Raw genomic sequence first — 24,194 nt, 5'->3', positions numbered from 1 at the left:
CCTCATTTTTCCAGTCTGCGGCTGTAACCCGGTCAGACCACCGCTGTGCTAGCCGTACACCCCAATACCTGCATGATCCCCCTTAATCCCCCCTTGCCAAGGGGAGAGATCGGCACGCCCTTTTCTTTCCGGCCCCATCTCCCGTTGGCTGAGCGGAGTCGAAGCCAACGGGAGACGGGGATAGCCTAACGGCATTCAAGAAAGGGGGATGTAAAGCTACTCTTCGAGAAGCCGCTTCGCGTCTACTGCGCGTCCCGTTCACGAAGCACTCCGCAGGAAAGGGTGAGGCAAGCCCTGTCCGCAAGGGTTTCAGGACTTATGTATACAAGGTAGATACATGGTAGTCCCTTGGGTAGTTGTGGGCGGTTCTCTTAACCCATTACCCTGGGAGGGCATGGGCATAGCAAAGGAGGATCGGCCATGGCAGCTTCATCGCTGGGCGTCGCCGTCGTGGGTACGGGGTTTGGGCAAAAGATACATATTCCAGGGTTGCAAGCCCACCACCGTACTGACGTGGTGGCGGTCTACCATCGCCATTTAGAGAAAGCCCGTGCGATCGCATCTGCCCACCAGATTCCCCATGCCTGCGATAGTCTGGAAGCACTCTTGGCTCTACCAGAGGTAGATGCCGTTACTCTGGCCACCCCCCCCTTCACCCACCAGACGATGGCTACCGCCATCCTCCAGGCCGATAAACACCTGCTGCTAGAAAAGCCCACCGCCCTTTCCCTAACAGAGGCCCAGCAGATTCAAACCCTGGCCACGCAGCAGCAGCGCATCGTCACCCTAGACTTTGAATTTCGCTTTGTCCCCCCCTGGCAGCACCTTGCCGCCCTACTGGACCAAGGTTATGTGGGCCAAAAGCGTCTGATTAAAGTGGATTGGATGGTGCCGGGTCGAGCCGATCCCCAGCGGCCCTGGAGTTGGTATTCCGTGAAGGCCCAAGGGGGGGGAGCTTTAGGAGCCTTTGCCTCCCATACCTTCGACTACATCGCCTGGTTGTTTGGCCCCGTAAAGCGCCTCTGTGCCCAGCTCACCACCGCCATTCCCCAGCGGCCCGACCCAGAGACTGGGGGACTCAAGCCCGTGGATGCGGATGACACCTGTACCCTGATGCTGGAACTGCTGGACGGGACCCCCTGCCAGATCACCATTAGTTCTGTTGCCTATGGTGGTCGAGGGCATTGGGTGGAAGTCTATGGCGATCGCGGCACACTGGTCCTAGGTAGCGATAACCTCAAGGACTACGTCCATGGCTTTCAGCTCTATGGCACTGAAGCGGGGAAAGACCTTAGTGTCTTGGAGATCCCCGCCGACCTTGCCTTTCCCAAAACCTACGAGGATGGTCGCTTGGCCCCCTTCATTCGAGTCGTTGATCACTGGCTCAGTGATATTGACCGGGGTAAGGCCACTGCCCCCAGTATTAGGGAAGGAGTCTATTCCCAAGGACTCATGGACCTTGCCCACCAATCCCATCAGCAGGGAGGCTGGGTAAACGGTATTCTTTAGACCCGGTTCCTTACTTTACGGAACGAAAACAAATGCTATCCAATCCACAACCGGGGGATTACTAAGAAATAGATCCGCCCTCACCGTTGCCCCTATCCCATGGCTCTGCAAACGTTCTCCCTAGATGCGGTTCAAAAGGTTAGTCAGCATATTCGCAAGAAATTAGTGCTGCCCCTATCGGAACAGCAGCCCGCAGCAGACAACAATGGTGCGATTGCGGGGGAACCACCGGAGCCCGACTCTCTAGATACCCTAGGGGATCTCTTTCGCGCCGGTAGTTTTGCCGAAGAAACCATTCCAGCCCCCAACAGCGAAGGGCGGTGGTTTATCAGCACCATGGATCCCGCTGCCGTTCTGTATAAACTGCCGGGACTCAGTATCAAGCCGGGAATCCGCTTGGTGACCTACCTCCAGCGCCGCCCCGAGGGGGGGCTGGGCGTAACCTGGGCGCTCCCGGAACTGCTCAGCACCACCGCCCACCTAGAAGCGGCCCTAGAGGATATTGGCAGCAGCACCCCGCCCCACCCCAAGGGAGCCCTGGGTCACGTGATGGACGGTATCGTGGGCAACGGTAGCCCTGCCTCTTACATTGCCACCTCACTGCTCATCCGAGAGTTCAAAGAACTGGGCCGTACTGGGAACCTACGTCGCTGGAGTCAGCACCGCCTGATCGATCGTGTCCCCAGTCGGCAAACTTGGCAGTGGCGTAGTAAAGTTCCCCAGGATTTATCCCCCAAGGTCAAAGTATTAGAGGATGAATCGGTTCTGGTGGAGTTCTTTAGCTGCCGGGTTGTGGCTCCGGTGGCCCTCTTTCGGCACCTTGACCAGTACCATCGGGGTGGCTATCGCCCCAAGCCCAATGACCAAGTCATTGCCCTCATGGAAGCCACTGCTGTTCCTACAGAGATGGCTTCATAGCCCGTGGATGGCTGATACTTCAGGCATCCACGGGGCAGAACGGTGCTTAAGGTAGGTCTCAACTCAAAGCGGGACAAAGCTCCTGGCTCCTGAATTCCTCGGAACCAATTTCCTCGGAACCAATATTGTCTCGGCTTACGTTGAGACCTCAATAATCAGTTGGTTTAAAAGCCAACTTAGCCCCATCCCCACCAGGGGAAGACCCAATAGGGCCAGAAAGGTGAGGCGGTCCCCCAATTGCTTGGTTAGACAGTCGATCCGCACCAGGATTGTGGTAGCCACCAGCACCACAACATAGATAAAGGCTCGAAACTGCACCACCGCCAGCACCACCAGGGATGCCAGCATTAGGGCCATGACCAAATAACCGATGTCGGACTGAAAGCCCAGTAGAACAAACCGACGAGTGGGATGCCAGAGGAGGGTAAAGATGCCCGCCTTCACCACGACAAAGATCAGACTCACGACCCACACAAGTTGCTCGGCCCCAACCCCGTGCAGAAGCTGGCCATAGGTGCCATAGGCCAGGATCAGCAAACTCCAAGACAGCCAAAAGGATCGGATTTTGTCCCGATTTACCCGTTGCATGGAAGTCTCCCGCGTTCCTTCAAAGGTTGGTGGAAATGGCCTGTACGGGGCAGGTGGGAATGCACTGCTCACAGACAATGCAGCGCGATCGCGCAAAGGTAAGGCGAAAGCTCTCTGGGTCTAGACTCAGGGCCTGCGAGGGGCAGACTCCGGTGCAGAGACCGCAGTGCACACAGACCTCCTCATCGATCAAAATTTCTCGACTGGCTTGGGAGACATTGATGTCTTGGTCTTGTAACCACTCTATCGCCTCCCCTAACTGGTCAATATCCCCCGACAGTTCCACCACCAGCTTACCGATCTGATTGGGGGCTACCTGGGCGCGGATAATATTGGCCGCTACATTAAAATCCTTGGCCAGCCGATAGGTGATGGGTTGGTGAATGGAGCGTTTAGGGAAAGTAAGGGTGACACGTTTCTTCATGGGGAAAGGGGGGAAGACCGGGCGCATCTAGCCTAGCCCCTAGGCCGACGTAAATGCTCTGCGCAGATCTGCTCTCTATCTCCTTTTAAGCCATGGCCGGGGCCGTGACCGGCTGTTCCACCGGAATCTCGATGACAAACCGGGTGCCCTGCCCCGGCGTAGAGAGGCACTGGAGGTGACCTTGATGGCGATCGACAACGATTTGGTAGCTGATGGCCATCCCCAAGCCCGTGCCCTTGCCCACTGGCTTGGTGGTAAAGAAAGGGTCTAGCATTCGCCGCTGCACATGATCGGGAATACCAACACCATTATCCGTCACATGAATGCGGACTCGCTCCTCCTCCAGCGTTTCCGTCCGCAGAATAATTTGGGGAACAAAGACCTTGCCCGCTTCATCCACCAGTTCCCCATCGGGGCGGCTGGGGTAAGACTCCATCTTTTCCTCTAGGGCGTCGATGGCATTGGTCAGTAGGTTCATAAACACTTGGTTGAGTTGTCCCACATAACAGTCCACCTTGGGCAAATCACCATAGTCTCGCAGCACTTGAATCTCCACCTGTTTGCCCTTGGCCTTGAGCCGCCCCCCAAGGATGGTGAGGGTGCTGTCTAATCCTTGATGGATATCGACCTGTTTGAGATCTGCGCCCCCCACGTGGGAGAAGTCCCGTAGGGATTTGACAATTTCGGTAATCCGCTCAGCCCCACCCCGCATCGATGTCAGGATTTTCGGCAAGTCCTGCAATAGATATTCCACATCCACTGCCTTGGTTTTGGATTGCAACCGGGGGGGGACGTTCACCAGTTCGGCGCGGTAGCCATTGACCAGATCTATCAAGTCCTTGAAGTAGTCCTCTACATAGCTGAGGTTGCCATAGATAAAGTTGATGGGGTTATTGATCTCGTGGGCAACCCCCGCTACCAACTGCCCCAGGCTGGACATCTTTTCGCTGTGGATGAGCTGAATTTGGGTTTGTTGCAGTTCCTTCAGAGTCTTTTCTAACTGGCGGGTTTTGAGATCCTTGGCCTCTGCCTCTTGCAGGGCTTCCTCTGCCTGTTTCCGTAGGGTAATGTCCCGCAGAATCAGGGTGTAGCAGTTTTCCCGCCCCGTGCGTAGGCGGGCCACTGTGACTTCAATAGGAAAGGTGCTGCCGCTGCGGCGACGTCCCAAAATTTCATAGGGACTACCGTCGGTACTGGCCTGGATCAGGAAATCGCGCAGCATCGATGCCTCCTCCTCCTCTCCATCGGCGAATTCTAGGCCGATTAGGGTGATTAAGGGCTGGTTTTGCACCTGTTGATCCGACTGGCCAAAGATCTTGGCGACGGCGGGGTTAGCGGAACGAATCCGTAGATCTTGCTGGGAGACGGTGACGATGGCCTCAATCGCCTTTTCCACGATCACGTCGGTACGGGCTAGGGCCTGCTCTAGGGCGGCAATGACGCGGTTGTAGCGGGCCGCAATCTGGCCTACCGGGGTAAACAATTCCACGGGTACTCGCAGGCTCAGATCCCCCGTGCGCTCTTGGCGACGCATGGTATTGAACAGATCCACTAGGTCACTAACAGCTCCGTGCTCCGCTATGTTCAGGCCGATGTGCTCATGTTTGCGACGGACTCGCAGGGGCCAGCGCCGGTTGACCTGCCATAGCACCAGGTAGGTGAAGCCAAAGGCCCAGACTCCACACATACCGATGCCTAGAATCTGTGTCCCGAGTTGGGCAGGACGGCTGAGCCCAGTGCCGATCAGGTCGAGATCGCCAAAGATGGCCACTGCCAAGGTGCCCCAGATGCCGGCGCTGAGGTGGACGGGAATGGCTCCCACGGCATCGTCAATGTGGAGGCGTTCTAGTAGCCGTTCTGCGGCCAACATCCACAGGCTGCCAATGGCTCCAATCAGGATGGATGCTCCTGCTGTCACGACATGGCAGTTGGCGGTGATGGCCACTAACCCTGCTAGTGAACCGTTCATGACGGCGGTGACGGGCACCAGTCGATGCCGTCCAAGGTTCAGCACAATTGGTGTCACCAACCCCGCTGACCCTGCGAGGAGGGTGTTGACGATGATTCCTGGTACTTGGTCATTGAGGGCGAGGACGCTGCCACCGTTGAAACCGAACCAGCCCACCCATAGCAGTAGGGCTCCCAGTAGAGCTAAGGGGAGGTCGTAGCCCACCATGAGGGGCCGTCGCCGTTTGGGGGAAAAGCGGCCAATGCGGGGACCGACGATGATCACGGCGGCTAGGGACACCCAGCCCCCCACGCTGTGGACTACGGTGGATCCGGCAAAGTCCACGAAGCCTATGGCCCCTAACCAGCCGAAACTATGGCTGCTGTCGAGACCGTTCCAGGCCCAATGGCCAAAGATGGGATAGATTAGGCCCGATACCAAAAGCGCGATCGCGAGATACATGTTGAACCGCATCCGCTCTGCGACGGCTCCCGACACGATGGTGACGGCGGTGCTGCAAAACATGGCCTGGAATAGGAAAAAGGCCACGGGCCAGACCTCCCCCTGCCCCACTTCTGGAGCCATTCTGGTGGTGCCCCACCAGCCCAGGTGGGTAGCGCCAAACATGAGGCCATAGCCAAAGAGCCAGAAGAAGAGAACTGACACTCCGGCATCGGAGATATTTTTGATGACGACGTTAATGGTGTTTTTACTGCGGGTGGAGCCTGCCTCTAGGCACAGAAACCCAGCTTGCATCAGGAACACTAGGCTGGCGCAAACAATGACCCATAGAATATCTACTGACGATTTATCCATGCCGATAGCGGTGGCGCTCTACAGGCCCCCAGTCCTCCCCAAAAACACGACAATTAACCCGCAAAACTAACCCGCAAAACTGAGGTCGCCCGAGACATTTAGGATCGATACTGCCCAGGGAGCACGGTGCATCTTCTGACCCCTCACCGCAGATCAGGGGAAGATTTTCCCCTGAAGCCTGCCACCGCAGTTACAGAACTCTGCCTAAACTGGCATCAGATCCCGCCCCCTAGTGACAATGACAAGCGCTGCGATCGCGAAAAAATCGCGAAAAACCTGACTCAGCCCAAAATCAACTAGTACTCTGCGGCGTCAATATCCTAACCGTTCTATCGTGGTACACCTCGGCCCCTCACCCTAGCCCTCTCCCAATGGGAGAGGGGACCAGAAAATGTTGGGCTGACGCGACAATAGTGAGCCGATTTACGCCCTACTGTACTAGTACTTGCTGGCAGAAATAACGCACCCTGTTGGCCCTCACCGTTCGGTTGAGGGTTCGACTGAGCTCACGCCGAACTCTCACGCCGAACTCTCACGCCCTGGGCTACCCTCAAGCCGGGGCTAATGGGGGTAGATACAAGACAGACCAGCGGGGGTATTTCAGTCCAAAAGCGTCGCTGCACAGTTCGTTGCTCAATGGGGATGGCCGGGGTAGATGGCCCTGCCCAAATGCCAGAGAATTCCTGGGGTCTGGGGAATAAATCTTGCGATTCTCTAGTGTTAACCATGAATCCTAAAAGGGTTGACCCGGTCTTGGTGTTCAGTCTGTACAGTTTGGGAGACACATAACCTTTAAGGCTGGGCGTTCCCCACGTTAAGGGCAGGTCAAAGATATTTTTCTTTCTTCAGTGATCTCATCCCAGAATCCGTAGGATTTTTATCGGGCTTGGATCCAGATACAGTCTGGATCCGAGTGGGGAGTGCTGATTACACCCGGCATCACCCCCTTAGTCTCCCCTTGCCAAGGGGGGAGATCGGAATTGCTCTTCTCCTGGGCGACACTGCCTGAATTGCCCTCAGGTGGGCCTGTTTCTCAGGCTGGGGCGTTTCTGAAGGGGATTTTCTAACCTTAGGTCACCAAACCCTCAAGTATCTGGTGCCCTAATCCGTACCAACACCGGGTTAGGCAACTAGAATGGTTGCTGTCGATACAATTTTGTCTTCCTCAGTTCTTTATTCCATGTGAATTCCGATGAGTAACCTGTCGCAGCCAGACCGCATCCTAATCTTTGACACCACATTGCGTGATGGGGAACAGTCCCCCGGTGCCACCCTAAATGTGGATGAAAAGCTCACGATCGCACGGCAACTGGCTCGACTTGGGGTAGACATCATTGAAGCGGGTTTTCCCTTCGCGAGCCCTGGTGACTTCGAGGCGGTGCAGAAAATCGCCGACCAGGTGGGGACTGAAGATGGCCCAGTAATCTGTGGTCTTGCCCGCGCCACCAAGCAGGATATTGAAGCCGCTGGAAATGCGATCGCACCGGCTGCCAAGGGCCGCATCCATACCTTCATCGCCACCTCTGACATTCACATGCAGTACAAACTGCGCAAGAATCGGGAAGAGGTGTTGGCCATTACGAAGGAAATGGTGGCCTATGCCAAGACCTTCACCGACGATGTGGAATTCTCCCCTGAGGATGCGGGCCGATCCGATCCTGCCTTTATGCATCAGGTGCTAGAGGCCGCGATCGCGGCAGGAGCCACCACCGTCAACATCCCCGACACCGTCGGCTACCTCACCCCCAGCGAATTTGGCACCATGATTCGCGGCATTCGCGACAACGTGCCCAACATTGACCAAGCCATCATCTCCGTCCACGGCCACAATGATCTGGGTTTAGCCGTCGCCAACTTCCTAGAGGCGGTGAAAAACGGTGCCCGACAGTTGGAATGCACCATCAACGGCATCGGCGAACGGGCCGGAAATGCCGCCCTAGAAGAGTTGGTCATGGCCATGCATGTGCGCCGCAGCTACTACAACCCCTTCCTCGGGCGTCCCGTAGAATCAGACGCCCCCTTGACCCACATCAATACCCAGGAGATCTACCAAACCTCCCGCCTGGTGTCCAACCTGACCGGGATGTTTGTCCAGCCCAACAAGGCCATCGTCGGAGCCAACGCCTTTGCCCACGAGTCCGGCATTCACCAAGACGGGGTGCTGAAGAACAAACTCACCTACGAGATCATGGATGCCGAGTCCATTGGCCTCAATAAAAACCAGATTGTGCTGGGCAAACACTCGGGCCGCAATGCCTTCCGCAGCCGCCTGAAGGAATTGGGTCATGACCTGGGGGACCAGGATCTCAATCGCGCCTTTGTCCGGTTCAAAGATTTGGCGGATAAGAAAAAGACTGTCACTGACTGGGACATTTTGGCCCTTGTCAACGATGAAACCCAACAGGCTCCCGAGCATTTCCATCTAGAGCTGGTCCAGGTTTCCTGTGGTGATCATTCCTGCCCGACGGCCACGGTCACCCTCCGTACCCCCGAGGGCCAGGAGTTGACCGACGCCGCCACCGGGACTGGTCCCGTGGATGCGGTGTATAAGGCAGTGAACCGGGTGGTGAATATTCCCAATGAGCTGATCGAGTTTTCGGTACAGTCCGTCACCGCAGGCATTGATGCCATGGGCGAGGTGACCATTCGGGTGCGCCACGAAAATCAGGTCTTCTCCGGCCATGCCGCCAATACTGACATCGTCGTGGCCTCTACCCAGGCGTACTTGAATGCGCTGAACCGCCTCTACACGACCCTGCAATCGGGTCAAGCCCTCCACCCCCAGCGAGATGAGTTGGCCACCGCCACCCTATAGCGTCAGGGAGCCTAGGGACTGGGAGTAACTGGCCACTAGTATCGGGCGGCGCAAATACTCTGACTGTTTCATCGTGGTACACCTCGGCCCCTCACCGTTCGGCTGAGCTCACGCCGAAGCCCTAGCCCTCTCCCAGGGGGCTAGGGCTTCGGAAAAGGTTGGGCTGGTGCCACGATAGTGGGCTGATTTACGCCCTGCGGTACTAGTGTTCCGGCAGGAAAATTTTGACGGGTCGAAGACCCTCAAAATTCAACCCCAGCCCACTGGGCAAACATCCTACGGCTTTCTGCTTCCAACTCACCTAACTACCCAGTTTGAAGGCTTCTACAAACAGGGCGTAGGTGATGCCAATCTTGAAGGCATTCAAAACCTCCAGAAGCAAACTCGATTGGCCTTCCTTAGGTCGAGGGCGGCGATAGACGATCCAGCTTGTGATTTCCACTGCCGCTAGTAAAAAGGCTGATACGACTACGTCTAGGTCTGCTGTTTGGCCCGCAATAGATGCGATCGCAATGCCAAAAAAGTTGCCAAACAGCAGACCAATAATCACCAACGACAGCCGCCGCCAGGGATTAAACACCCACCGCCCAAATTGGTTGGCTAGGGTGTCCACGAGGGTAGCCAGACGAGTCCGCTGCATAGGATTGTCCCCAAATCTAATCCTGGGTTAATAACCATAGCCCGAGTCCCCCAGAATGGGGGATTTAGGAAGCTAGATCGCTGACAAGGCGCTATCGGACTCAGAGTAGTGAATCAGGGTACCGGGTTGATGGGTCATGGGACCAGCTCCTGAACCCGTTGATGTGGCTTCACTTTAACATTGGGCCAAGGGTCATTGAGCCGAGGGTCATTAGGCCGATCCATAGCTGTGGCCAGCGCGCATAGGACAATAGTGATCGCCATAGCCAAAACTGGAGTGGCGCACTGGCATCTTAAAATTGCCGATCTCTACGAAAGCCTTGAGATTTTCAAACTCTGATTTAACGCACCTGAGATGATAAGAAACTGCCAAGTAAAAGGCTGAACCTTATGCCCATCCATAGTGACATTACTGAAGTTATAGGTCACACCCCGCTAGTCAAGCTGCAACGCTTGCCCCAGCAGTGTGGCTGTATCGCCGAAATTGTGCTGAAGCTAGAAGGCATGAATCCGGCTAAGTCTGTGAAAGATCGAATCGCCGTCAGTATGATGCTCGAAGCCGAACAGGCAGGCTTGGTTCAACCGGGAACCTCGACGATCGTGGAGGCAACCTCCGGCAATACAGGTATTGGGTTAGCCATGGTGTGTGCTGCCAAGGGCTATCGCCTGATTCTAACCATGCCCGACAATATGAGTCAGGAACGACAGCAAATCGTGCAAGCCTATGGAGCGGAGGTGATCTTGACTCCCGCCGCAGACGATATGCCAGGGGCGATCGCCCACGCCAATTACCTCCTCACCACGCTGCCGAATGCCTTCTCACCCCACCAATTCAGCAATCCCGCCAATCCTAAAATTCACTATGAAACCACCGGCCCTGAAATCTGGCAGGATACCGATGGGGATCTGGCGGTTTTAGTGGTGGGTGTGGGAACAGGAGGCACCCTCACAGGGGCTGGACAGTACCTCAAGCAGCAAAATCCTAACCTTCAGATTGTGGCAGTTGAACCGGCCCACAGTGCCGTACTGAGCGGTCAACCGGCAGGGGCGCATGATCTCCAAGGCATTGGGGCCGGATTTATTCCCGATGTCTTACGAGCAGATTTGATCGATGAAATTGTTACGGTCACCGAGGCCCAAGCCTACGAAACTGGACGACAATTGGCCCAACAAGAAGGCATTATGGGCGGTATTTCAACCGGGGCGGCGGTCTATGCCGGGTTACAGATCGGCCAACACGATCGCTACCGCAACCAGCGCATTGTGATCATCCAACCCAGCGCGGGGGAGCGCTACCTCAGCACAGCCCTGTGGCAGGGGGTGCCACCTGATCATTCGCTAGCCACACCGCCTGCGGCCCTAAGTCATCAACCCTAACCAAAGGCTCTACGGACTTATCGCTCAGCTCGATCCAGCTACCCCGCCAGCTTTGGCCACCGCCGCCTATCTCGCCAATTCAACTGGCACTCACCAATTACTCCAGCAGGACTCCAGCAGTTAACCTGCTTGCAATGTCGAGCGGTGATCCTAGAGTGGTAAGTAGGTGGACATAATTAAATGCTGTAAATGCTGTCATTCCGACGCAAGTAGGAATCTCGGACTCCACCACCAACCGAGATGTCTCGACTTCGCTTCGCTCCGTTACTCCGTTGGAGTCGTCTCCAGACTAGTACCGCAGGGCGTAAATCAGCCTACTATTGTCGCGCCAGCTTAACCTTTTCCGGTCCCCTCTTCCCTTGGGCTACGGTGTACACACATTTCTGATGGGTACTTCTGCTCTTTGGAAACCCCCCTTAGTCCCCCCTTGGAAAGGGGGGAGACCGAAATTGCTCTTGTCCTCCCCCTTTCCAAAGGGGAGTTAGAGGGGGTCAGGCCGGGATGCACATCAAACAGTGACTTATGTGTACACGGTAGCTTCCCTTGGGAGAGGGCTAGGGCTTCGGCGTGATCGGCGTGAGATCAGTCGAACGCTCAGCCGAACGGCGATAAGTGTACCACGATAGAACGGTTAGGGTATTTACGCCGCAGAGGACTAGAGGGAGCCCGCCGGTAGCTGGATGATTACAGTCAGTAAAGTTGGTGCGGCGCTTCATCAAGCTTGGCAACGGTTTGTTCCAAGGTAAAAATACTCAGGAAAAAATCTGGTATTTATTGAGAGTGAATCTTATTTGGGATGGCGCTAGGCAACGGTAACATCGGCGTCAGACTTATCAAGGCAACTCCCTGATCCCTCCATAAATCCTTTCTGTCCTAAGAGTTGATCAGCTTTGTTTGATGATCTATTGTCATCAGTCCTTGAATTAAATGATAAGTTTTCCTATCAATTTTGCTCGATTTAGCATTGGAGCTACCCATGGATTCGTTTTCTGCTGAGGCCGCAACTGACGCTACTGGAAAAGCCCCGCTGGGGCCAATGACTTTTGCGGGCAGCACGGCTGACCTACCTGATGTGCCGCTTCTATCGGTAGACGGTGAGTCTGCCAAAGCCGCTGGTGGCCGTTTGCCCTTGGCCATGGCATCGATGGGCGATCGCCTTTGGGTCTGGCAAATTCAGGGCGGTCACCGTATGGTGCGCCGTCTCACAGATCTAGGTATTGTTCAGGGGGCCGAGATTACCCTGGTGAGCCGCACGGCGAGCGGTGCGGTGGTTGTCGGGCTGCAAGGCTGCCGCTTGGGCCTGGGGGCCGGCATGGCCCACCGGGTCATCGTAACCACTGCTCATCTGGCGATTGATCCCACCTTTGCCCCTTCACAGGCTGCAACGGGTGCCGCCGTTATGACCGCTCCCCTGCACTTGGGTGCCTTGGCCGTGGGTCAATCGGGCCACATTCTGGGCTACGAAAAAGGGCCACGCCCCTATCGGGAAAAGCTGTTGTCGATGGGGCTCACCCCCGGCACCCAGTTCACCGTCACCCGTCAGGCCCCTATGGGCGACCCAATTGAAATTGAAGTCCGGGGCTTTAAACTCAGCCTGCGCAAAGGTGAGGCATCTGCCCTGAAAGTCAAGGTGACGACCGATTAGAGCAGGGCTCAAAGCTGGCCCTGCGCCTCACCTCACCTGCCCACCCAGCGCCGCTTGCACCCTTGAACCTGACACCTGCAACCCATTCCTTTTCCCGGAGGATCCCTATGGCAGACTGGACAATCGCCCTGATTGGCAACCCCAACTGTGGCAAAACAACGCTTTTTAACGGCTTAACAGGGGCTAACCAGCGGGTGGGCAACTGGCCTGGGGTCACTGTCGATCGCAAGGAAGGCAGCTACCGCTACTGCGATCGCACTATCACCGTTGTAGACCTGCCTGGTATCTACGCCATTGACTCAGAGGACGAGGGCAGCGTGGATGAAGCGATCGCCCGTGACTATCTGCTTTCTGAGACTGCCCAGGTGGTGGTGGATATCGTCGATGCCTCGAACCTAGAGCGCAACCTCTACCTCACCACCCAAATTCTAGAGATGGGGCTGCCCCTGGTGGTGGTACTCAATATGATCGATGTGGCACAGGAGCACGGCATCCGTGTCAATCCGCAGTTGTTATCGGCGCGGTTGGGCTGTCCGGTGGTGCCGATAGTGGCCTCTCGGGGGCAGGGCTTGGACGCACTGAAGGCCGTACTGAACGAATTTTTGGTGAGCCCCTATCGCCCCGCCGCCCGAGTGGTATACCCCGCGCTGATTGAAGAGGCGTTGGCAGTACTCACCCCGGCGATCGCTGGCACAGGCGACCCTACTCCCCGAGATCGCTGGAGAGCGCTGAAGCTACTGGAATACGACGACAGCCATGGTCCCCACCCGTCTAATGACCTACTGCCCCTGGTAGCCGAACAGCGCCACCGCATTCACCGGGTGCTGGGAGACGATATTGACATCGCCGTGGCCGACAGTCGCTATGGCTACGCCCACCGCCTGGTGAGCGACGTGGCGACCCGTCCGCGCCAGGTCAGCCTGACGCGCTCCGACCAGATCGATCAGATCGTGCTAAATCGCTGGCTAGGCATTCCCATCTTTTTGGGAGTGATGTACCTGCTGTTTATGTTTGCCATTAACGTGGGCAGCGCCTTTATCGACTTTTTCGACATTCTCTTTAGCACCGTTTTTGTCGAGGGCTTTGGCCACCTGCTAGCGACGATCGGAGTACCCGACATTGTCCAGGTGGTGCTTGCTAACGGCATGGGTGGCGGGATTCAGATCGTGGCTACCTTTATCCCCGTGATTGCCTGTCTGTTTTTATTTATGGCCCTGTTAGAAGACAGCGGCTATATGGCTCGCGCTGCCTTTGTGATGGATCGCTTTATGCGTTTTGTGGGGCTACCGGGGAAATCCTTTGTGCCGATGCTGGTGGGTTTTGGCTGCAACGTGCCCGCCATTATGGCGACCCGGACCCTGGAGAGTCGGCGCGATCGCATTCTCACTATCTTGATGAACCCGTTCATGTCCTGCGGTGCCCGCCTGCCGGTCTATGCCCTGTTCGCCGCCGCCTTCTTTCCCAGGGCCGGACAAAATGTGGTGTTCGCGCTGTATCTCATCGGTATGGGGGTCGCCATCGTCACTGGACTGATTATGAAATACACCCTGCTCAGCGGGGAGGCCGCCCCCTTTGTGATGGAGCTACCCACCTACCATCGACCCACGCTCAAAGGCGTACTGCTCCGCACCTGGGAACGACTGCAAGCCTTTATTCTCAGAGCGGGACGGGTGATCGTGGTGATGGTGATGGTACTCAGCCTACTGAATTCCATCGGTACCGATGGTTCTATTGGCAATGAAGACAGCGAAAACTCTGTGCTCAGCGCCCTTAGCCAGAGCATTACCCCCGCCTTTGTCCCCATGGGCCTCACCCAGGACAATTGGCCCGCCACCGTCGGCATCTTTACGGGAGGCTTTGCCAAAGAAGCCGTAGTGGGAACCCTGGACGCTCTCTATGGCCAACTGGCCAGAGATGAGGCCGCTGCTGGGGGCGTGGACCAGGGCGACGAGACCTTTGATTTCTTCGGCAATATTGGTGCCGCCTTTGCCACCATCCCCACCAACCTAGCTACCCTCTCCGGTACGGTGCTCGACCCCCTTGGCCTCTCGGTCGGCTCCATTAGCGATATCGAAACCGCCGCCGCCGAACAAGCCGTTGCCCACACCACCTTTGGCCAAATGGCCCTGCGCTTTGACGGGCGGACTGGGGCCTTTGCCTACCTGCTGTTCGTGCTGATGTACTTTCCCTGCGTAGCCGCCATGGGGGCTGTCTACCGCGAAACCAATACCGGATGGACCGTCTTTGTTGGCCTCTGGACCACCTGCATCGCCTACTGGAGTGCGGTCATGTACTACCAGGTGATGACCTTTTCTCAACACCCCGGCAGCTCAGCCGCCTGGATCCTGGGATTGATCGGCGTTGCCATCACCACTATCGTCGCCATGCGCTACTCTCGACCCGCCCAGCGACGGCGGATGGTAGTGCTAGACGGGCGATAAGGGCAGAGAAACGGTCCTCCCCATACCAACATCCCACCATGCTTTTTGACGTTCAAACCTACATCGCCAACCACGGCATTGTTTCTATTACCGACCTGTCTCTGCACTTTCATACCGACAGTCAGGCACTCAGACCGATGCTGACCAAACTCAGCCGCAAGGGACGTATTCGCCCTTTGCCCCTTCCCGAGAAGTGTGCCGACTGTACCGGCTGTGATTTGTTGAGCTTAGAGTGCTATGAGTGGGTGGGGGTAAAGACAACCCATATTCTGAGGAGATCGGCCTGCAAAGACTATATGGTCGGGATATAGCGCGTTTGCGGTGGCCTTTGAAATCCCAGTCAGGGGCTGGTTCGGGGGCATCAATGTAAGCCGAGACAATATTGGTTCCGAGGAACTCAGGAGTCAGGAGTCAGTACTCTCCTGGATTCTGGCTCCTAACTCCTGACTCCTCCCCAGGAGATTTGTCCCGCTTTGAGTTGATACCCCTGGGTCGGCACGGTCATGCCGTCGTAGCAGCAGACGAGAAGCGAAGACTCTGCATCATGGCAGCGGTCGCGGCATCAGTGGGGAACAGGGTTTCTATCCGCAGCTCTTGCAGGGTGATATCTCGCGGCGTGCCCAGAGTAGAAATAATGGTGAAAAAGCTGAGCCGCTGGTGGGCTTTACCATCAGGTTTGACAAAGGTGATCGGCAGCACCGGCAACGGGCCGCTGGCGATTGGGGTAGCAAGGGAGATATCTTGCAATTCTCCCCTGAGATCTTGCAGCAACCGGGCTGTGGGGCCAGATGGCCCTTCGCTCTGGGCCTCTTGCTGAAGACGTTGGACAAGAGGGACGGCAACGGTGTTCCAATCTTCTACGTAGGGCCGTAGTCCCTGGGGATGGATCATCAGCCACATCATATTGAGCGGCTGTTCTAGGGTGCTGAGGCGATCACCCAGCAGCCAGCCCATTAGCCGCAGGGCACCCTGGTTGGCTTGCAGTAGCGTCCAGTAGCGATCAATGACTAGGGCGGGATAGGGGTCTTGCTGGTGCAGCATAAAATCGATGGCTTGCTGAATGGGGGCCAGCTCTGGGGCAGACAGATCGTGCTCTGAATACAGGGGCGCAAAGCCCGCCGCCGTGAGCATTACGTTTTGCTGCCGTAAGGGAACGGCCAGCACCGTGGCCAAGTGCAGCACCATGTCGCGGCTGGGCTGCGATCGCCCAGACTCCAAAAAGCTGATGTGGCGCTGCGAGACCTCGCTCTGGCAGGCCAGATCTAACTGGCTCCAACTCTGCTGACCACGCCAATGCTTGAGCAGAGTGCCAAAGGCTTGAACCTGGACTCCAGATGGGATGCTCATAGTTTCTATAACCTCCTAGGTAATTGAGTCAATTATCTCAATTGACCACAATAGGGGCGTTCTGCCACGGAGGCTATGTTTATGTCTAATCTATCTGCGTCCCAACTAGCTCGGCCTGCTCAACCCTGGTTGCAGTGGGTTTACCTGGGGCTGCTAGGGATTGGTTCGGTTTTGCCCTGGTGGTTTTTGGCACCCTTTTTTCAACAATTTGGGTTTGATCTGGGCGAATTTTTGCGGCAAGCGTTAGCGAATCGGGTGGCGATCGATCTGGCCGTTGATCTGGTGATCTCGGCGCTGGTGTTTTTGGTCTGGGTCTGGGTGGAACTGCCCCGCCTAGGTTTGTCGCGGTGGTGGTGGTGCCTGTGTGCGATCGCAACCTTTAGCGTTGGCCTTTCCTGTGGTTTACCGCTATTTCTACTGCTACGTCAGCGCCACCTGACCGTCTAGACGGAGATGGGGCAGACGTTGGGTCTGCCCCATCTCCCTATCATTTCCAATGCCAATTTTCTCCTAATGCCAATTCTCCACACCCTCACACCCTCACACCCCCACCCATGCCCACCCTCAAACTCTGGCTCCTCTGCACCGTCTTTCTGGCGGCCAAAATGTGGGTCAATGCCCTCGTTCAGGGGTACGTGCGCCTACGCTATCGGCAGTTTGTCAATCCTGAGGATGCCGATGTTGTGGGTCAAGTAATTGGTCATGCGCTACCCCCTGCCCCCCAGGAAAATCCCCTGGTAAAACGAGCGACCCGCTGCTGGCGTAACGATTTAGAAAATATCCCCATATTTCTGCTTTTGGCGCTGGGCTACGGGTTGTTGGGTGGGGAAGCAGTTTGGGGCGCGGTATATATGGGCATATTTGCGATCGCGCGCACATCCCACACCCTGTTCTACCTGGCGAGGCTACAGCCCTGGCGATTTCTGGCCTATTTGCTGGGAGTGGGCATGACCATGGCACTGTCAATCCACAGCCTCTTACTGGCCCTCCGGTAAGAGACTGTGGGCTTCACACTGAACCTGATTCAACCCGATGCATCTGACCACCCTGCGGCGGGAACTGGAGGGACTAGAGTTTAAGCAGGCCCCAGAACGGGAACGGGACATCCAGGAAGGATCCAGCAAGGGCAGTTTCACCAAGGCCATAGCACTGTAGTACAGTTGCTGGGCCTCAAACCCGAGGAAGGCAAAGGCGGGCAAGATATCACGGATACTTAGGGGTAGGGATCAAATAACGTGGGATAACCGTCCCGGCTGTCCACAGTTGGGTATCTTGCCTGACCCGCAAGAATTGCCCACACGGCAAGAATTGCCCCCAAAAGCATCCGGTTTCCTTACTCAATTCAGCCGCTAACCCCTAGGGTCACTACACTGACAGCATGGTTTCTCTCCCTCCCTCACCTCCCCCTGTAGACCTAGATCATCACCCTCTGGGGATGGGCCTGGAGGGGTTGCCCCCCAAGGATTTCGCCCTCATTGAGGCGTGCTTTAACTGGCTGCGGTTTCATCGTCTGTGGGGGCAGCTACCGGAACCGGCCCAACAAGATCTGGCGCGATCGCTCCACCTGCTCAAGGTAGAACCCGGCACACTGATCTATCGAGAAGGGCAACCCTCCTTAGGGCTATATCTGCTGAAGTGGGGAGCCGTTGAGGTTGATCGGCTTTCTCCTATTGGTAAATCACTGATTCGCCAGCGCAGTGCTGGCGAACTTTTTGGCTATGTGTCACTGCTGGCCAACCCCGACAGTGCCAGACACCAAACCCAGGCAATCGCCCTGACAGCCAGCGAAATCTGGTTTTTGCCCCAGCCTCAGTTTCGGCAGCTAATGCAGCAGTACACCGAGCTTGAGCACCTATTTAATGCCCTGCTAGCCCAAGACCTCAATGCCTTCAGTATCCGTATTGCCCAAGAGCAACGCCGCATCCAGGGGTTGCGAGACTACATCCATGCCGTGCCCACCGGAGAAACTATCCTCGGCAGCAGCAAGTTCAGCCAAAAGCTGAAGGAAAGCATTGATCAGGCTACCGCGACGCTCCAACCCGTAGTCCTGCAAGGGCCGTCGGGCACTGGCAAGACCTTTTTAGCCGGTCTGATCCATAGCCGCTCTGGCCTAGCAGACCAACCTTTTGTGGAGATGGATTGTGCCCAGCTCCCGCGCACAGCGGATGGTGGCCTCGACACCGACCGCCTATTTGGCCGACTCGGCAGTGTACTAGGTCTGATTGAACTGCTGGAGCGGGGGACATTGCTACTGAGCAATCTCCAGATGTTGAAGGGGCAAGACCGCGATCGCATAGCTCACTACTGCAACACCAGAAACCTTCTGCCTAATGCCGCATCCAGCGAATCGCCCAAACCAGTTCAGTCTTGGGTGCGCTTAATATTGGCATCTCCTGAAAAGCTCGTGCTACCAGGGGTAGAGCCCATTGCCATCAAACTATTTAGCCTGCCCCAGCGCAAGGCGGACATTCCAGACTTTGCCCACCACTTTCTCACCCAAGTTACCCAAGCCCAAAACCGCCCGCCGCTGACCCTAGATCAGTCGGATCTGCGTCGCCTGATCAGCTACGACTATCCCGGCAACATGACCGAACTAGCAGAAATTTTGCACCGGGCAGTGATCATGACACCACCGGGGCAAACGGTGATTCCTGAGCAGACCCTGTGGTCGGTACAATCGGCCAAAAATGCCTTTCGGGTTGATTTGCTGACCCAGTTGCCCTGGCTGCGGCAGATTTTGCTCAGCCGCTGGTACCCCGAAGGACTGTGGATCGTGATGATGGCGGTTTTTGTGCCCGTCACCTTAGCCGGGTTCCTAGGGCCACAAACCCGAGACAGCAGCATCACACTAAATTTTTTTTGGGCCTGGTGGTGGCCGGGATATCTGCTGCTCTTTGTCTTTATTGGTCGGCTCTGGTGTGCCGTCTGCCCCTTTATGATCACGGCGGAATGGCTGCGCCGGTTCTCCCTCTGGCTGTTTCCACGCCAGCAGCTCCACTGGCCGACTCAGTGGCTCAACCGCTGGGGAGCCTGGATCCTCTTCGGCGGCTTTGTGGTGATTTACCTCTGGGAAAAGCTCTGGGATTTGCCCCACCACGCCTATCTCTCGGCATGGCTACTGCTGGCGATTACGGCGGGGGCGGTAATCTGTAGCCTGATCTATGAGCGGCGACTGTGGTGCCGCTACCTCTGCCCCATCGGCGGCATGAATGGCATGTTTGCCAAGCTGGCCATGGTGGAGTTGCGCTCTACCCAGCAGGTCTGCGGCAGCCAGTGCAGCACCTTTGGCTGCTACAAGGGCAGCAGCGCCACCCCCGTCACCTTTGCCGATGCCCTGCCTAACGAAGGGCAGGCGACTGGGGGGTGCCCGCTCTATTCGCACCCGGCAAAGTTGCAAGATAACCGCGACTGTGTCCTGTGCATGACCTGCCTGAAAGCCTGCCCCCATCGTTCAGTGCAGCTTAATTTACGGTTTCCTACCTCAGATTTGCTGGACAACCACCAGGGATTCTGGGCCGAAGCTGCGCTGTTATGGCTGCTTTTAGGCGGGGTGTTGATGCATCACAGTCAAAGGATCTTAGCTGGATTGGGGTACCCTGCTATCCCCATTGATGCTGACCATCTTCTGAGCAGTACCGCGATCGCACTGGCCCTGCTCAGCCTTCCAGCTATGGCGACCTATTTGACCCACGCGATCGCCCGCCGCCTAGACCCTGGGCAGCCCCCCTACCTAACCGTTATCTACGCCTACCTGCCCTTTGCCCTAGCCGCCAACCTAGCCCACTATATTCCAGCGGCCATGACAGAAGCAGGTCAAATTCTGCCAGTTTTAGCACGAACCCTGGGCTTTAGCGGTACAGGCTTGCCGACCCTCACCTGGAGTACCGATGTGGCAACTTTTCTCCAGGGAGTGACGGTGCTCTCCGCTCTGGTTTTCAGTGTCTATCCGCTGTTACGCATTACCAAACGCACCGTGCTTAGCAATCTGCCCCATCTCATGCTCATGGTTGGATTTACAATTTTCTTGTTCCAACTCATGATGTGAAGCTCGGATGCTCAACTTGGGCGAAAATTCGCTATCCTTTGCAGCATTCGCTATCCTTTGGAACAGCTATTCCAACTGGGAAAAATAGTGGGGTTCGCTCCGTCTTGGGGAATTGGTCATGGACACAACAATGCAAAAAATCGCCACCGCCATTCGTCGTCATCCGGCCCTGGGGTTGGCCGGGGCCGTGGGTCTAGCTGTCCTCGTAGGGGCAGGATTGCGCCTGACCACGGCTAATTCCACCGCTACCGCTCCTCCCGTACCGACAACCCAAAGCACGGACCAAAGCCCAGAAACAGTCACCGCGCCCTTTCCAGCGCCCCTGGTTTCGGCCTCAGGGCGTTTGCAGAACGCAACCCCCAGCAGCCTGCTCCGTTCTACCCGCAAAGACACTCGCGCCGAAACTCTAGTCGCAGGGCGGGCCGATCCCTTTGCACCAATCATTCAAGCCACGACTCCCCTATTGGCTCCGACAGCAGGCGCTGTCCAGCAAACTGAGGGGAATGGGTCTAACCCCACCCCTAACGGAGGCTCCCGCCCTACCCCCACCGCTGTCGTGCCTTTACCTATCTCCGGTACTCTGCCTCCCCTCCCGTCCCTCCCCTCTCTGCCGATAGCAACGACACCTGTGGCGGTGCTACCCACCCCCTCAGCTTCGGCAGTAGAACTACCAAGCACCCCCCCCCCCTTGCAAGGCTTGGAACTCACTGGCGTGGCTCAGGTTGGCGATCGTGTCGCCTTGATCGTGCGAGAGCCGGGAGTCGCCAACAGCCGCTACACCTTTGCCGGAGATTACCTGGCCAATGGGCGAGTTTTAATCAAGCGCATTGATATGTCTGCCCAAGAGCCGCTGATTATTCTGGAATACAATGGCCGCGAACATCCCTATTCTGTTGGGGGCACCGTCCTAGCCAGCCTACCCTAGTACAGAAAGGTAGAAGTCAGTATCGCCGTTGCCACACTGCTCGCTCTCCCTTGCGCGATCGCGATACTGATCGAGGCTGTTGATAAGCGAGCTTGCAGCGGCGGGTGAAATATTGGGTATCAACGTAAGCCGAGACAATATTGGTTCCGAGGAATTCAGGAGTCAGGAGTCAGAATCCAGTACTCTCCTAGATTCTGGCTCCTAACTCCTAACTCCTCCCCCAGAGATTTGTCCCGCTTTGAGTTGGTACCCGAAATATTCTTTGATCAATCTTGCAGACGACGAAGCCTGCATGGGTCGTCGTCTGCTGATGCAGGTGAATAAAGTCGCGGCGATTCAGCGTTAACACGGCTCGATTTTGCTGAGTGGCAAAAGTTAAAACCTGATCGTCAGGAATCCCTTGGTTTGCACTCCCAGCTTCTTGCACTGTTAAAACATCATGCCCCAGTGTTTGGAGATGGCGCGTGGCAGCTAGGGAAAATTGCTCGTCGGCATAGAAACGCGCCATAACTCAATTCAGTGAAGCTGACTGCTTTATGCTGTGTCAGTCGCTATCGGCTGTCTAGGCTAGCCCAAACAAGATGCCGTAGTACACCCAGTTTAAGCAGCTTCATTTTCTAAAATTGTGGCTTCAATTTCCCTAGGATGGGCTGCGGCGTAGAGCCAAGCGTTGGTCAAATCAATCGCGGTAAGCGTGGGGTAATTTTGCAGGATTTCTGCATCACTACTGCCCAGGTTACGGGCCTGCACCAGCACCCAGACCGGAATTCGATTCTTAGCGACCCGCGCGTCGCCACCACAAGTACCCGGTGTTTTTTCAATCCCAGCCCAGACGGTGCCGAGGCTCTGAAGCAGGATCTGCACCGCTTGGGCCTTTTCGGCTGGGTTGAGGGCTAGAAGCTGAGGTTCAATGTCGTGCAGCGCCATAGGACTTTGAGGAGTGCGAGGCTGTTCAAGTTATAGCGATTTGTCGCCAGTACCGTAGTTGACCCAGCAACCGGGGTGTCGCCCTTGAAAGATGCTGGGTCGGCGTTCCTTGACCCAGCAACCGGGGTGGCTGGCGGGAAATCTAAAGAGACTGGGGGTGAATAAGTGCGCGGGGCGGGGAAATAGGTACCTTTACGGAGAATACCTGAGGGCAAACCAATGGGACGGCAACGGTGGGACGCAACATTCCCCACAATGCCCGTAACTCCCAGCCAGCGCTGTCGTCTGTATGCGACAATCCAATTATGGAAAGCAAGCCCAGGCAAACTGAAAATTATGACGACCTGTTAATTGAGGAATTACAGGATGTGGAGGTGGCGGCGGAATATCTCTCGACCGCGATCGCGGGGGGATCGGTTGAGGAGTTTTTGACGGCACTGCGCTATGTGACGGCGGCCCATGGTGGCATTGGGGTACTGGCTGAGATTACCCATCTCAATCGCCAGAGTCTTTACAAGATGTTGTCGGATCAGGGGAACCCGACGCTGGTTAATTTGATGGCTGTCCTGAAGTCGGTGGGGTTGACCCTTACGGTTAAGCCCATTGAGTCGGATGCGGCTTAGTTTTAGGGGGGCTGATCTGCCTGAACGGGTCGGGCCGCTTGGGAAAGCAAACTAACGGCTGCCATAGAGTCTCTATCCATCCACGGTTGGAAATCCAGTTTTGGACTGCACTCAAGACTGTTACAGAAACTATTGAGACGATTGATCAGGGCATTATAGGTACCATAGGCATCCTCCCAATCCTGCTGGAGATGGGCATATAATCTTAGCTCTGGTTCTGGGGCCAAATGGTCTTTAGGAATGACTAACCCGGCTTGGGTCAGGCGTGTGTAGGCGATCGCGACCAACAATGCCCCCACAGTATGATTCTGGCCATGGCGCAGATCTGCCAATCCTGGCAAGATGAGTTCTGCACCAGGCAACTCGTTTAAGTTCATCGCGTATTATCCTGACCTTCAGCGCCTTGGATAAAGGCTTCAATGCGAGATTTGATCACGTCAGGATTAACCGCTGGAAATCGAATCAAGTCAGACTCAATTGCCTGAAAGCCGTCCTGTAAATCTGGCAAAGAAAAGAGTTTCTGCGCATACATAGCTCGAACATCATTGAGATCCCTGTCAAATCCCCTTGATAGCTTGGCTAGGGCTTGGGCAGTGAAGTCATAGTGATAAAACAAGATTTGACCCCGTTTTCCAATGAATACGCTTCTATCTCGCCAGCCCGGTAATGGGGGTAAAAAGTCTTGGGGGGAAGCTAGTTCGATGTTGATGCCCAGGGTTTGCTTTAGTTTTGCGATCGCCTGAAAGATCCCTGGAGGTTCAGGATCAAGCCGAATATCAATATCCACTGTGGAACTGCGCCAGCCCACCAGCAGGGCACTTGCTCCTCCCGTAAAGTAAATGCAGCCGGAGCCTTTGGCTTCTTGGCCCAAAGCTTGCATAAGCTGCTCAATCTTTTGCGGGTCTACAGGCGATCTCATGTCGATATCCTGAGGGTCGGGAAATCTTTGGGTGTGGCGGTTTCTGTCTCGTGTTTTGGGAATGGATGGGTGGGTACATTCTACCGCTGCCCCCAATGACGAGGGCAGCGGCTCGGTGGAAATCTGAAGAGATGGGGGGTGAATAAGTGGGTGGGGCGGGGAAATAAGTACCTTTACGGAGAGTACCTGGGGACAAACCAATGGGACGGCAACGGTGGGACGCAACATTCCCCACAATGCCCGTAACTCCCAGCCAGCGCTGTCGTCTGTATGCGACAATCCAATTAT

General features: G+C 56.0%; 22 protein-coding genes. 13 read left to right on the top strand and 9 right to left on the bottom strand.

The features are described 5' to 3' along the window. Positions 1-420: 420 nt before the first annotated feature. Both LEP6406_RS0211145 and LEP6406_RS0211140 read left to right on the top strand, forming a co-directional pair. Entirely contained in the window at positions 421-1,509 is a 1,089-nt protein-coding gene (locus LEP6406_RS0211145) for a Gfo/Idh/MocA family protein (RefSeq protein WP_008312623.1), read from the top strand. 99 nt (positions 1,510-1,608) lie between these two features. Further along, positions 1,609-2,427: a hypothetical protein gene (locus tag LEP6406_RS0211140; protein WP_008312621.1), complete on the top strand. Its 819-nt coding sequence runs from the start codon at positions 1,609-1,611 to the stop codon at positions 2,425-2,427. A gap of 135 nt (positions 2,428-2,562) precedes the next feature. Here LEP6406_RS0211140 and LEP6406_RS0211135 read toward each other — a convergent pair whose 3' ends face one another. The 3 genes from LEP6406_RS0211135 to amt all read right to left on the bottom strand — a co-directional run bounded on the left by LEP6406_RS0211135 (position 2,563) and on the right by amt (position 6,203). After that, complete coding sequence (locus tag LEP6406_RS0211135; protein WP_008312619.1) at positions 2,563-3,015, bottom strand: hypothetical protein; 453 nt, start codon at positions 3,013-3,015, stop codon at positions 2,563-2,565. A gap of 19 nt (positions 3,016-3,034) precedes the next feature. Then, the gene (locus tag LEP6406_RS0211130; protein WP_008312617.1) at positions 3,035-3,439 is read right to left on the bottom strand and encodes an NIL domain-containing protein; all 405 of its coding nucleotides are present in this window, start codon (positions 3,437-3,439) and stop codon (positions 3,035-3,037) included. An 85-nt stretch (positions 3,440-3,524) separates the two neighbouring features. Then, the gene (gene amt, locus LEP6406_RS0211125; protein ID WP_008312615.1) at positions 3,525-6,203 is read right to left on the bottom strand and encodes an ammonium transporter; all 2,679 of its coding nucleotides are present in this window, start codon (positions 6,201-6,203) and stop codon (positions 3,525-3,527) included. 1,192 nt (positions 6,204-7,395) lie between these two features. On the opposite strand from amt, the gene LEP6406_RS0211120 reads away from it, so the two are divergent. Further along, on the top strand, positions 7,396-9,018 hold the full coding sequence (locus LEP6406_RS0211120) for a 2-isopropylmalate synthase (RefSeq protein ID WP_008312613.1): 1,623 nt from the start codon (positions 7,396-7,398) through the stop codon (positions 9,016-9,018). A gap of 301 nt (positions 9,019-9,319) precedes the next feature. Here LEP6406_RS0211120 and LEP6406_RS0211115 read toward each other — a convergent pair whose 3' ends face one another. Continuing rightward, on the bottom strand, positions 9,320-9,658 hold the full coding sequence (locus tag LEP6406_RS0211115) for a DUF565 domain-containing protein (protein WP_008312611.1): 339 nt from the start codon (positions 9,656-9,658) through the stop codon (positions 9,320-9,322). A gap of 389 nt (positions 9,659-10,047) precedes the next feature. On the opposite strand from LEP6406_RS0211115, the gene cysK reads away from it, so the two are divergent. From cysK to LEP6406_RS27600, 4 genes are all read left to right on the top strand, one after another. Continuing rightward, positions 10,048-11,034, top strand: a complete 987-nt coding sequence (cysK, locus tag LEP6406_RS0211110) for a cysteine synthase A (protein ID WP_008312609.1) — start codon at positions 10,048-10,050, stop codon at positions 11,032-11,034. 976 nt (positions 11,035-12,010) lie between these two features. Beyond that, complete coding sequence (locus LEP6406_RS27605) at positions 12,011-12,679, top strand: FeoA family protein (protein WP_008312607.1); 669 nt, start codon at positions 12,011-12,013, stop codon at positions 12,677-12,679. A gap of 107 nt (positions 12,680-12,786) precedes the next feature. Further along, positions 12,787-15,120: a Fe(2+) transporter permease subunit FeoB gene (gene feoB, locus LEP6406_RS0211100; protein ID WP_008312605.1), complete on the top strand. Its 2,334-nt coding sequence runs from the start codon at positions 12,787-12,789 to the stop codon at positions 15,118-15,120. Between the two features lie 38 nt (positions 15,121-15,158). Further along, positions 15,159-15,431: a FeoC-like transcriptional regulator gene (locus LEP6406_RS27600; RefSeq protein WP_008312603.1), complete on the top strand. Its 273-nt coding sequence runs from the start codon at positions 15,159-15,161 to the stop codon at positions 15,429-15,431. A gap of 190 nt (positions 15,432-15,621) precedes the next feature. Here the strand turns inward: LEP6406_RS27600 and LEP6406_RS27595 are convergent, their stop codons facing one another. Beyond that, positions 15,622-16,467, bottom strand: a complete 846-nt coding sequence (locus tag LEP6406_RS27595; protein ID WP_008312601.1) for a helix-turn-helix domain-containing protein — start codon at positions 16,465-16,467, stop codon at positions 15,622-15,624. An 81-nt stretch (positions 16,468-16,548) separates the two neighbouring features. Between LEP6406_RS27595 and LEP6406_RS0211085 the strand changes: the two genes are divergently transcribed. The 5 genes from LEP6406_RS0211085 to LEP6406_RS0211065 all read left to right on the top strand — a co-directional run bounded on the left by LEP6406_RS0211085 (position 16,549) and on the right by LEP6406_RS0211065 (position 21,437). Next, entirely contained in the window at positions 16,549-16,914 is a 366-nt protein-coding gene (locus LEP6406_RS0211085) for a DUF2834 domain-containing protein (RefSeq protein ID WP_008312597.1), read from the top strand. 107 nt (positions 16,915-17,021) lie between these two features. Next, the gene (locus LEP6406_RS0211080; RefSeq protein WP_008312595.1) at positions 17,022-17,462 is read left to right on the top strand and encodes an MAPEG family protein; all 441 of its coding nucleotides are present in this window, start codon (positions 17,022-17,024) and stop codon (positions 17,460-17,462) included. A 37-nt stretch (positions 17,463-17,499) separates the two neighbouring features. After that, on the top strand, positions 17,500-17,622 hold the full coding sequence (locus LEP6406_RS34775; RefSeq protein WP_008312593.1) for a hypothetical protein: 123 nt from the start codon (positions 17,500-17,502) through the stop codon (positions 17,620-17,622). 223 nt (positions 17,623-17,845) lie between these two features. Then, positions 17,846-20,512, top strand: a complete 2,667-nt coding sequence (locus tag LEP6406_RS0211070; protein ID WP_008312591.1) for a cyclic nucleotide-binding domain-containing protein — start codon at positions 17,846-17,848, stop codon at positions 20,510-20,512. A 118-nt stretch (positions 20,513-20,630) separates the two neighbouring features. Further along, positions 20,631-21,437 carry a hypothetical protein gene (locus tag LEP6406_RS0211065; protein WP_155834675.1) on the top strand — a complete coding sequence of 269 codons (807 nt, stop codon included), beginning with the start codon at positions 20,631-20,633 and terminating at the stop codon, positions 21,435-21,437. Between the two features lie 208 nt (positions 21,438-21,645). On the opposite strand, the gene LEP6406_RS27590 is transcribed toward LEP6406_RS0211065, so the two are convergent. Both LEP6406_RS27590 and LEP6406_RS0211055 read right to left on the bottom strand, forming a co-directional pair. After that, positions 21,646-21,945 (bottom strand): DUF5615 family PIN-like protein, encoded by a 300-nt coding sequence (locus LEP6406_RS27590; protein ID WP_008315195.1) that lies wholly within the window; start codon positions 21,943-21,945, stop codon positions 21,646-21,648. A 92-nt stretch (positions 21,946-22,037) separates the two neighbouring features. Continuing rightward, entirely contained in the window at positions 22,038-22,364 is a 327-nt protein-coding gene (locus tag LEP6406_RS0211055) for a DUF433 domain-containing protein (RefSeq protein ID WP_008315198.1), read from the bottom strand. A 305-nt stretch (positions 22,365-22,669) separates the two neighbouring features. On the opposite strand from LEP6406_RS0211055, the gene LEP6406_RS0211050 reads away from it, so the two are divergent. After that, entirely contained in the window at positions 22,670-22,987 is a 318-nt protein-coding gene (locus LEP6406_RS0211050; protein WP_036028345.1) for a helix-turn-helix domain-containing transcriptional regulator, read from the top strand. Between the two features lie 2 nt (positions 22,988-22,989). Here the strand turns inward: LEP6406_RS0211050 and LEP6406_RS27585 are convergent, their stop codons facing one another. Together LEP6406_RS27585 and LEP6406_RS0211040 are read right to left on the bottom strand one after the other, a co-directional pair. Further along, a complete protein-coding gene (locus tag LEP6406_RS27585) occupies positions 22,990-23,364 on the bottom strand; it encodes a hypothetical protein (protein WP_008315256.1) in 375 nt (124 codons plus the stop codon). Next, positions 23,361-23,906 carry a DUF6036 family nucleotidyltransferase gene (locus tag LEP6406_RS0211040; protein ID WP_027269053.1) on the bottom strand — a complete coding sequence of 182 codons (546 nt, stop codon included), beginning with the start codon at positions 23,904-23,906 and terminating at the stop codon, positions 23,361-23,363. Before LEP6406_RS0211040 ends, LEP6406_RS27585 begins: the two co-directional genes overlap by 4 nt. Positions 23,907-24,194 lie beyond the last annotated feature (288 nt).

Source organism: Leptolyngbya sp. PCC 6406, from assembly GCF_000332095.2.
In the GTDB taxonomy this organism is placed as follows: Bacteria; Cyanobacteriota; Cyanobacteriia; order Phormidesmidales; family Phormidesmidaceae; genus PCC-6406.
Note: the sequence above shows the minus strand (reverse complement) of the source record. Positions and strands in the feature narration are given on the sequence as shown.

Excerpts from the sequence above, each read along its gene's own strand:
- LEP6406_RS0211145 (WP_008312623.1), top strand. The coding sequence starts at position 421 with ATGGCAGCTTCATCGCTGGGCGTCGCCGTCGTGGGTACGGGGTTTGGG.
- LEP6406_RS0211140 (WP_008312621.1), top strand. The coding sequence starts at position 1,609 with ATGGCTCTGCAAACGTTCTCCCTAGATGCGGTTCAAAAGGTTAGTCAG.
- LEP6406_RS0211135 (WP_008312619.1), bottom strand. The coding sequence starts at position 3,015 with ATGCAACGGGTAAATCGGGACAAAATCCGATCCTTTTGGCTGTCTTGG.
- LEP6406_RS0211130 (WP_008312617.1), bottom strand. The coding sequence starts at position 3,439 with ATGAAGAAACGTGTCACCCTTACTTTCCCTAAACGCTCCATTCACCAA.
- amt (WP_008312615.1), bottom strand. The coding sequence starts at position 6,203 with ATGGATAAATCGTCAGTAGATATTCTATGGGTCATTGTTTGCGCCAGC.
- LEP6406_RS0211120 (WP_008312613.1), top strand. The coding sequence starts at position 7,396 with ATGAGTAACCTGTCGCAGCCAGACCGCATCCTAATCTTTGACACCACA.
- LEP6406_RS0211115 (WP_008312611.1), bottom strand. The coding sequence starts at position 9,658 with ATGCAGCGGACTCGTCTGGCTACCCTCGTGGACACCCTAGCCAACCAA.
- cysK (WP_008312609.1), top strand. The coding sequence starts at position 10,048 with ATGCCCATCCATAGTGACATTACTGAAGTTATAGGTCACACCCCGCTA.
- LEP6406_RS27605 (WP_008312607.1), top strand. The coding sequence starts at position 12,011 with ATGGATTCGTTTTCTGCTGAGGCCGCAACTGACGCTACTGGAAAAGCC.
- feoB (WP_008312605.1), top strand. The coding sequence starts at position 12,787 with ATGGCAGACTGGACAATCGCCCTGATTGGCAACCCCAACTGTGGCAAA.
- LEP6406_RS27600 (WP_008312603.1), top strand. The coding sequence starts at position 15,159 with ATGCTTTTTGACGTTCAAACCTACATCGCCAACCACGGCATTGTTTCT.
- LEP6406_RS27595 (WP_008312601.1), bottom strand. The coding sequence starts at position 16,467 with ATGAGCATCCCATCTGGAGTCCAGGTTCAAGCCTTTGGCACTCTGCTC.
- LEP6406_RS0211085 (WP_008312597.1), top strand. The coding sequence starts at position 16,549 with ATGTCTAATCTATCTGCGTCCCAACTAGCTCGGCCTGCTCAACCCTGG.
- LEP6406_RS0211080 (WP_008312595.1), top strand. The coding sequence starts at position 17,022 with ATGCCCACCCTCAAACTCTGGCTCCTCTGCACCGTCTTTCTGGCGGCC.
- LEP6406_RS34775 (WP_008312593.1), top strand. The coding sequence starts at position 17,500 with ATGCATCTGACCACCCTGCGGCGGGAACTGGAGGGACTAGAGTTTAAG.
- LEP6406_RS0211070 (WP_008312591.1), top strand. The coding sequence starts at position 17,846 with ATGGTTTCTCTCCCTCCCTCACCTCCCCCTGTAGACCTAGATCATCAC.
- LEP6406_RS0211065 (WP_155834675.1), top strand. The coding sequence starts at position 20,631 with ATGGACACAACAATGCAAAAAATCGCCACCGCCATTCGTCGTCATCCG.
- LEP6406_RS27590 (WP_008315195.1), bottom strand. The coding sequence starts at position 21,945 with ATGGCGCGTTTCTATGCCGACGAGCAATTTTCCCTAGCTGCCACGCGC.
- LEP6406_RS0211055 (WP_008315198.1), bottom strand. The coding sequence starts at position 22,364 with ATGGCGCTGCACGACATTGAACCTCAGCTTCTAGCCCTCAACCCAGCC.
- LEP6406_RS0211050 (WP_036028345.1), top strand. The coding sequence starts at position 22,670 with ATGGAAAGCAAGCCCAGGCAAACTGAAAATTATGACGACCTGTTAATT.
- LEP6406_RS27585 (WP_008315256.1), bottom strand. The coding sequence starts at position 23,364 with ATGAACTTAAACGAGTTGCCTGGTGCAGAACTCATCTTGCCAGGATTG.
- LEP6406_RS0211040 (WP_027269053.1), bottom strand. The coding sequence starts at position 23,906 with ATGAGATCGCCTGTAGACCCGCAAAAGATTGAGCAGCTTATGCAAGCT.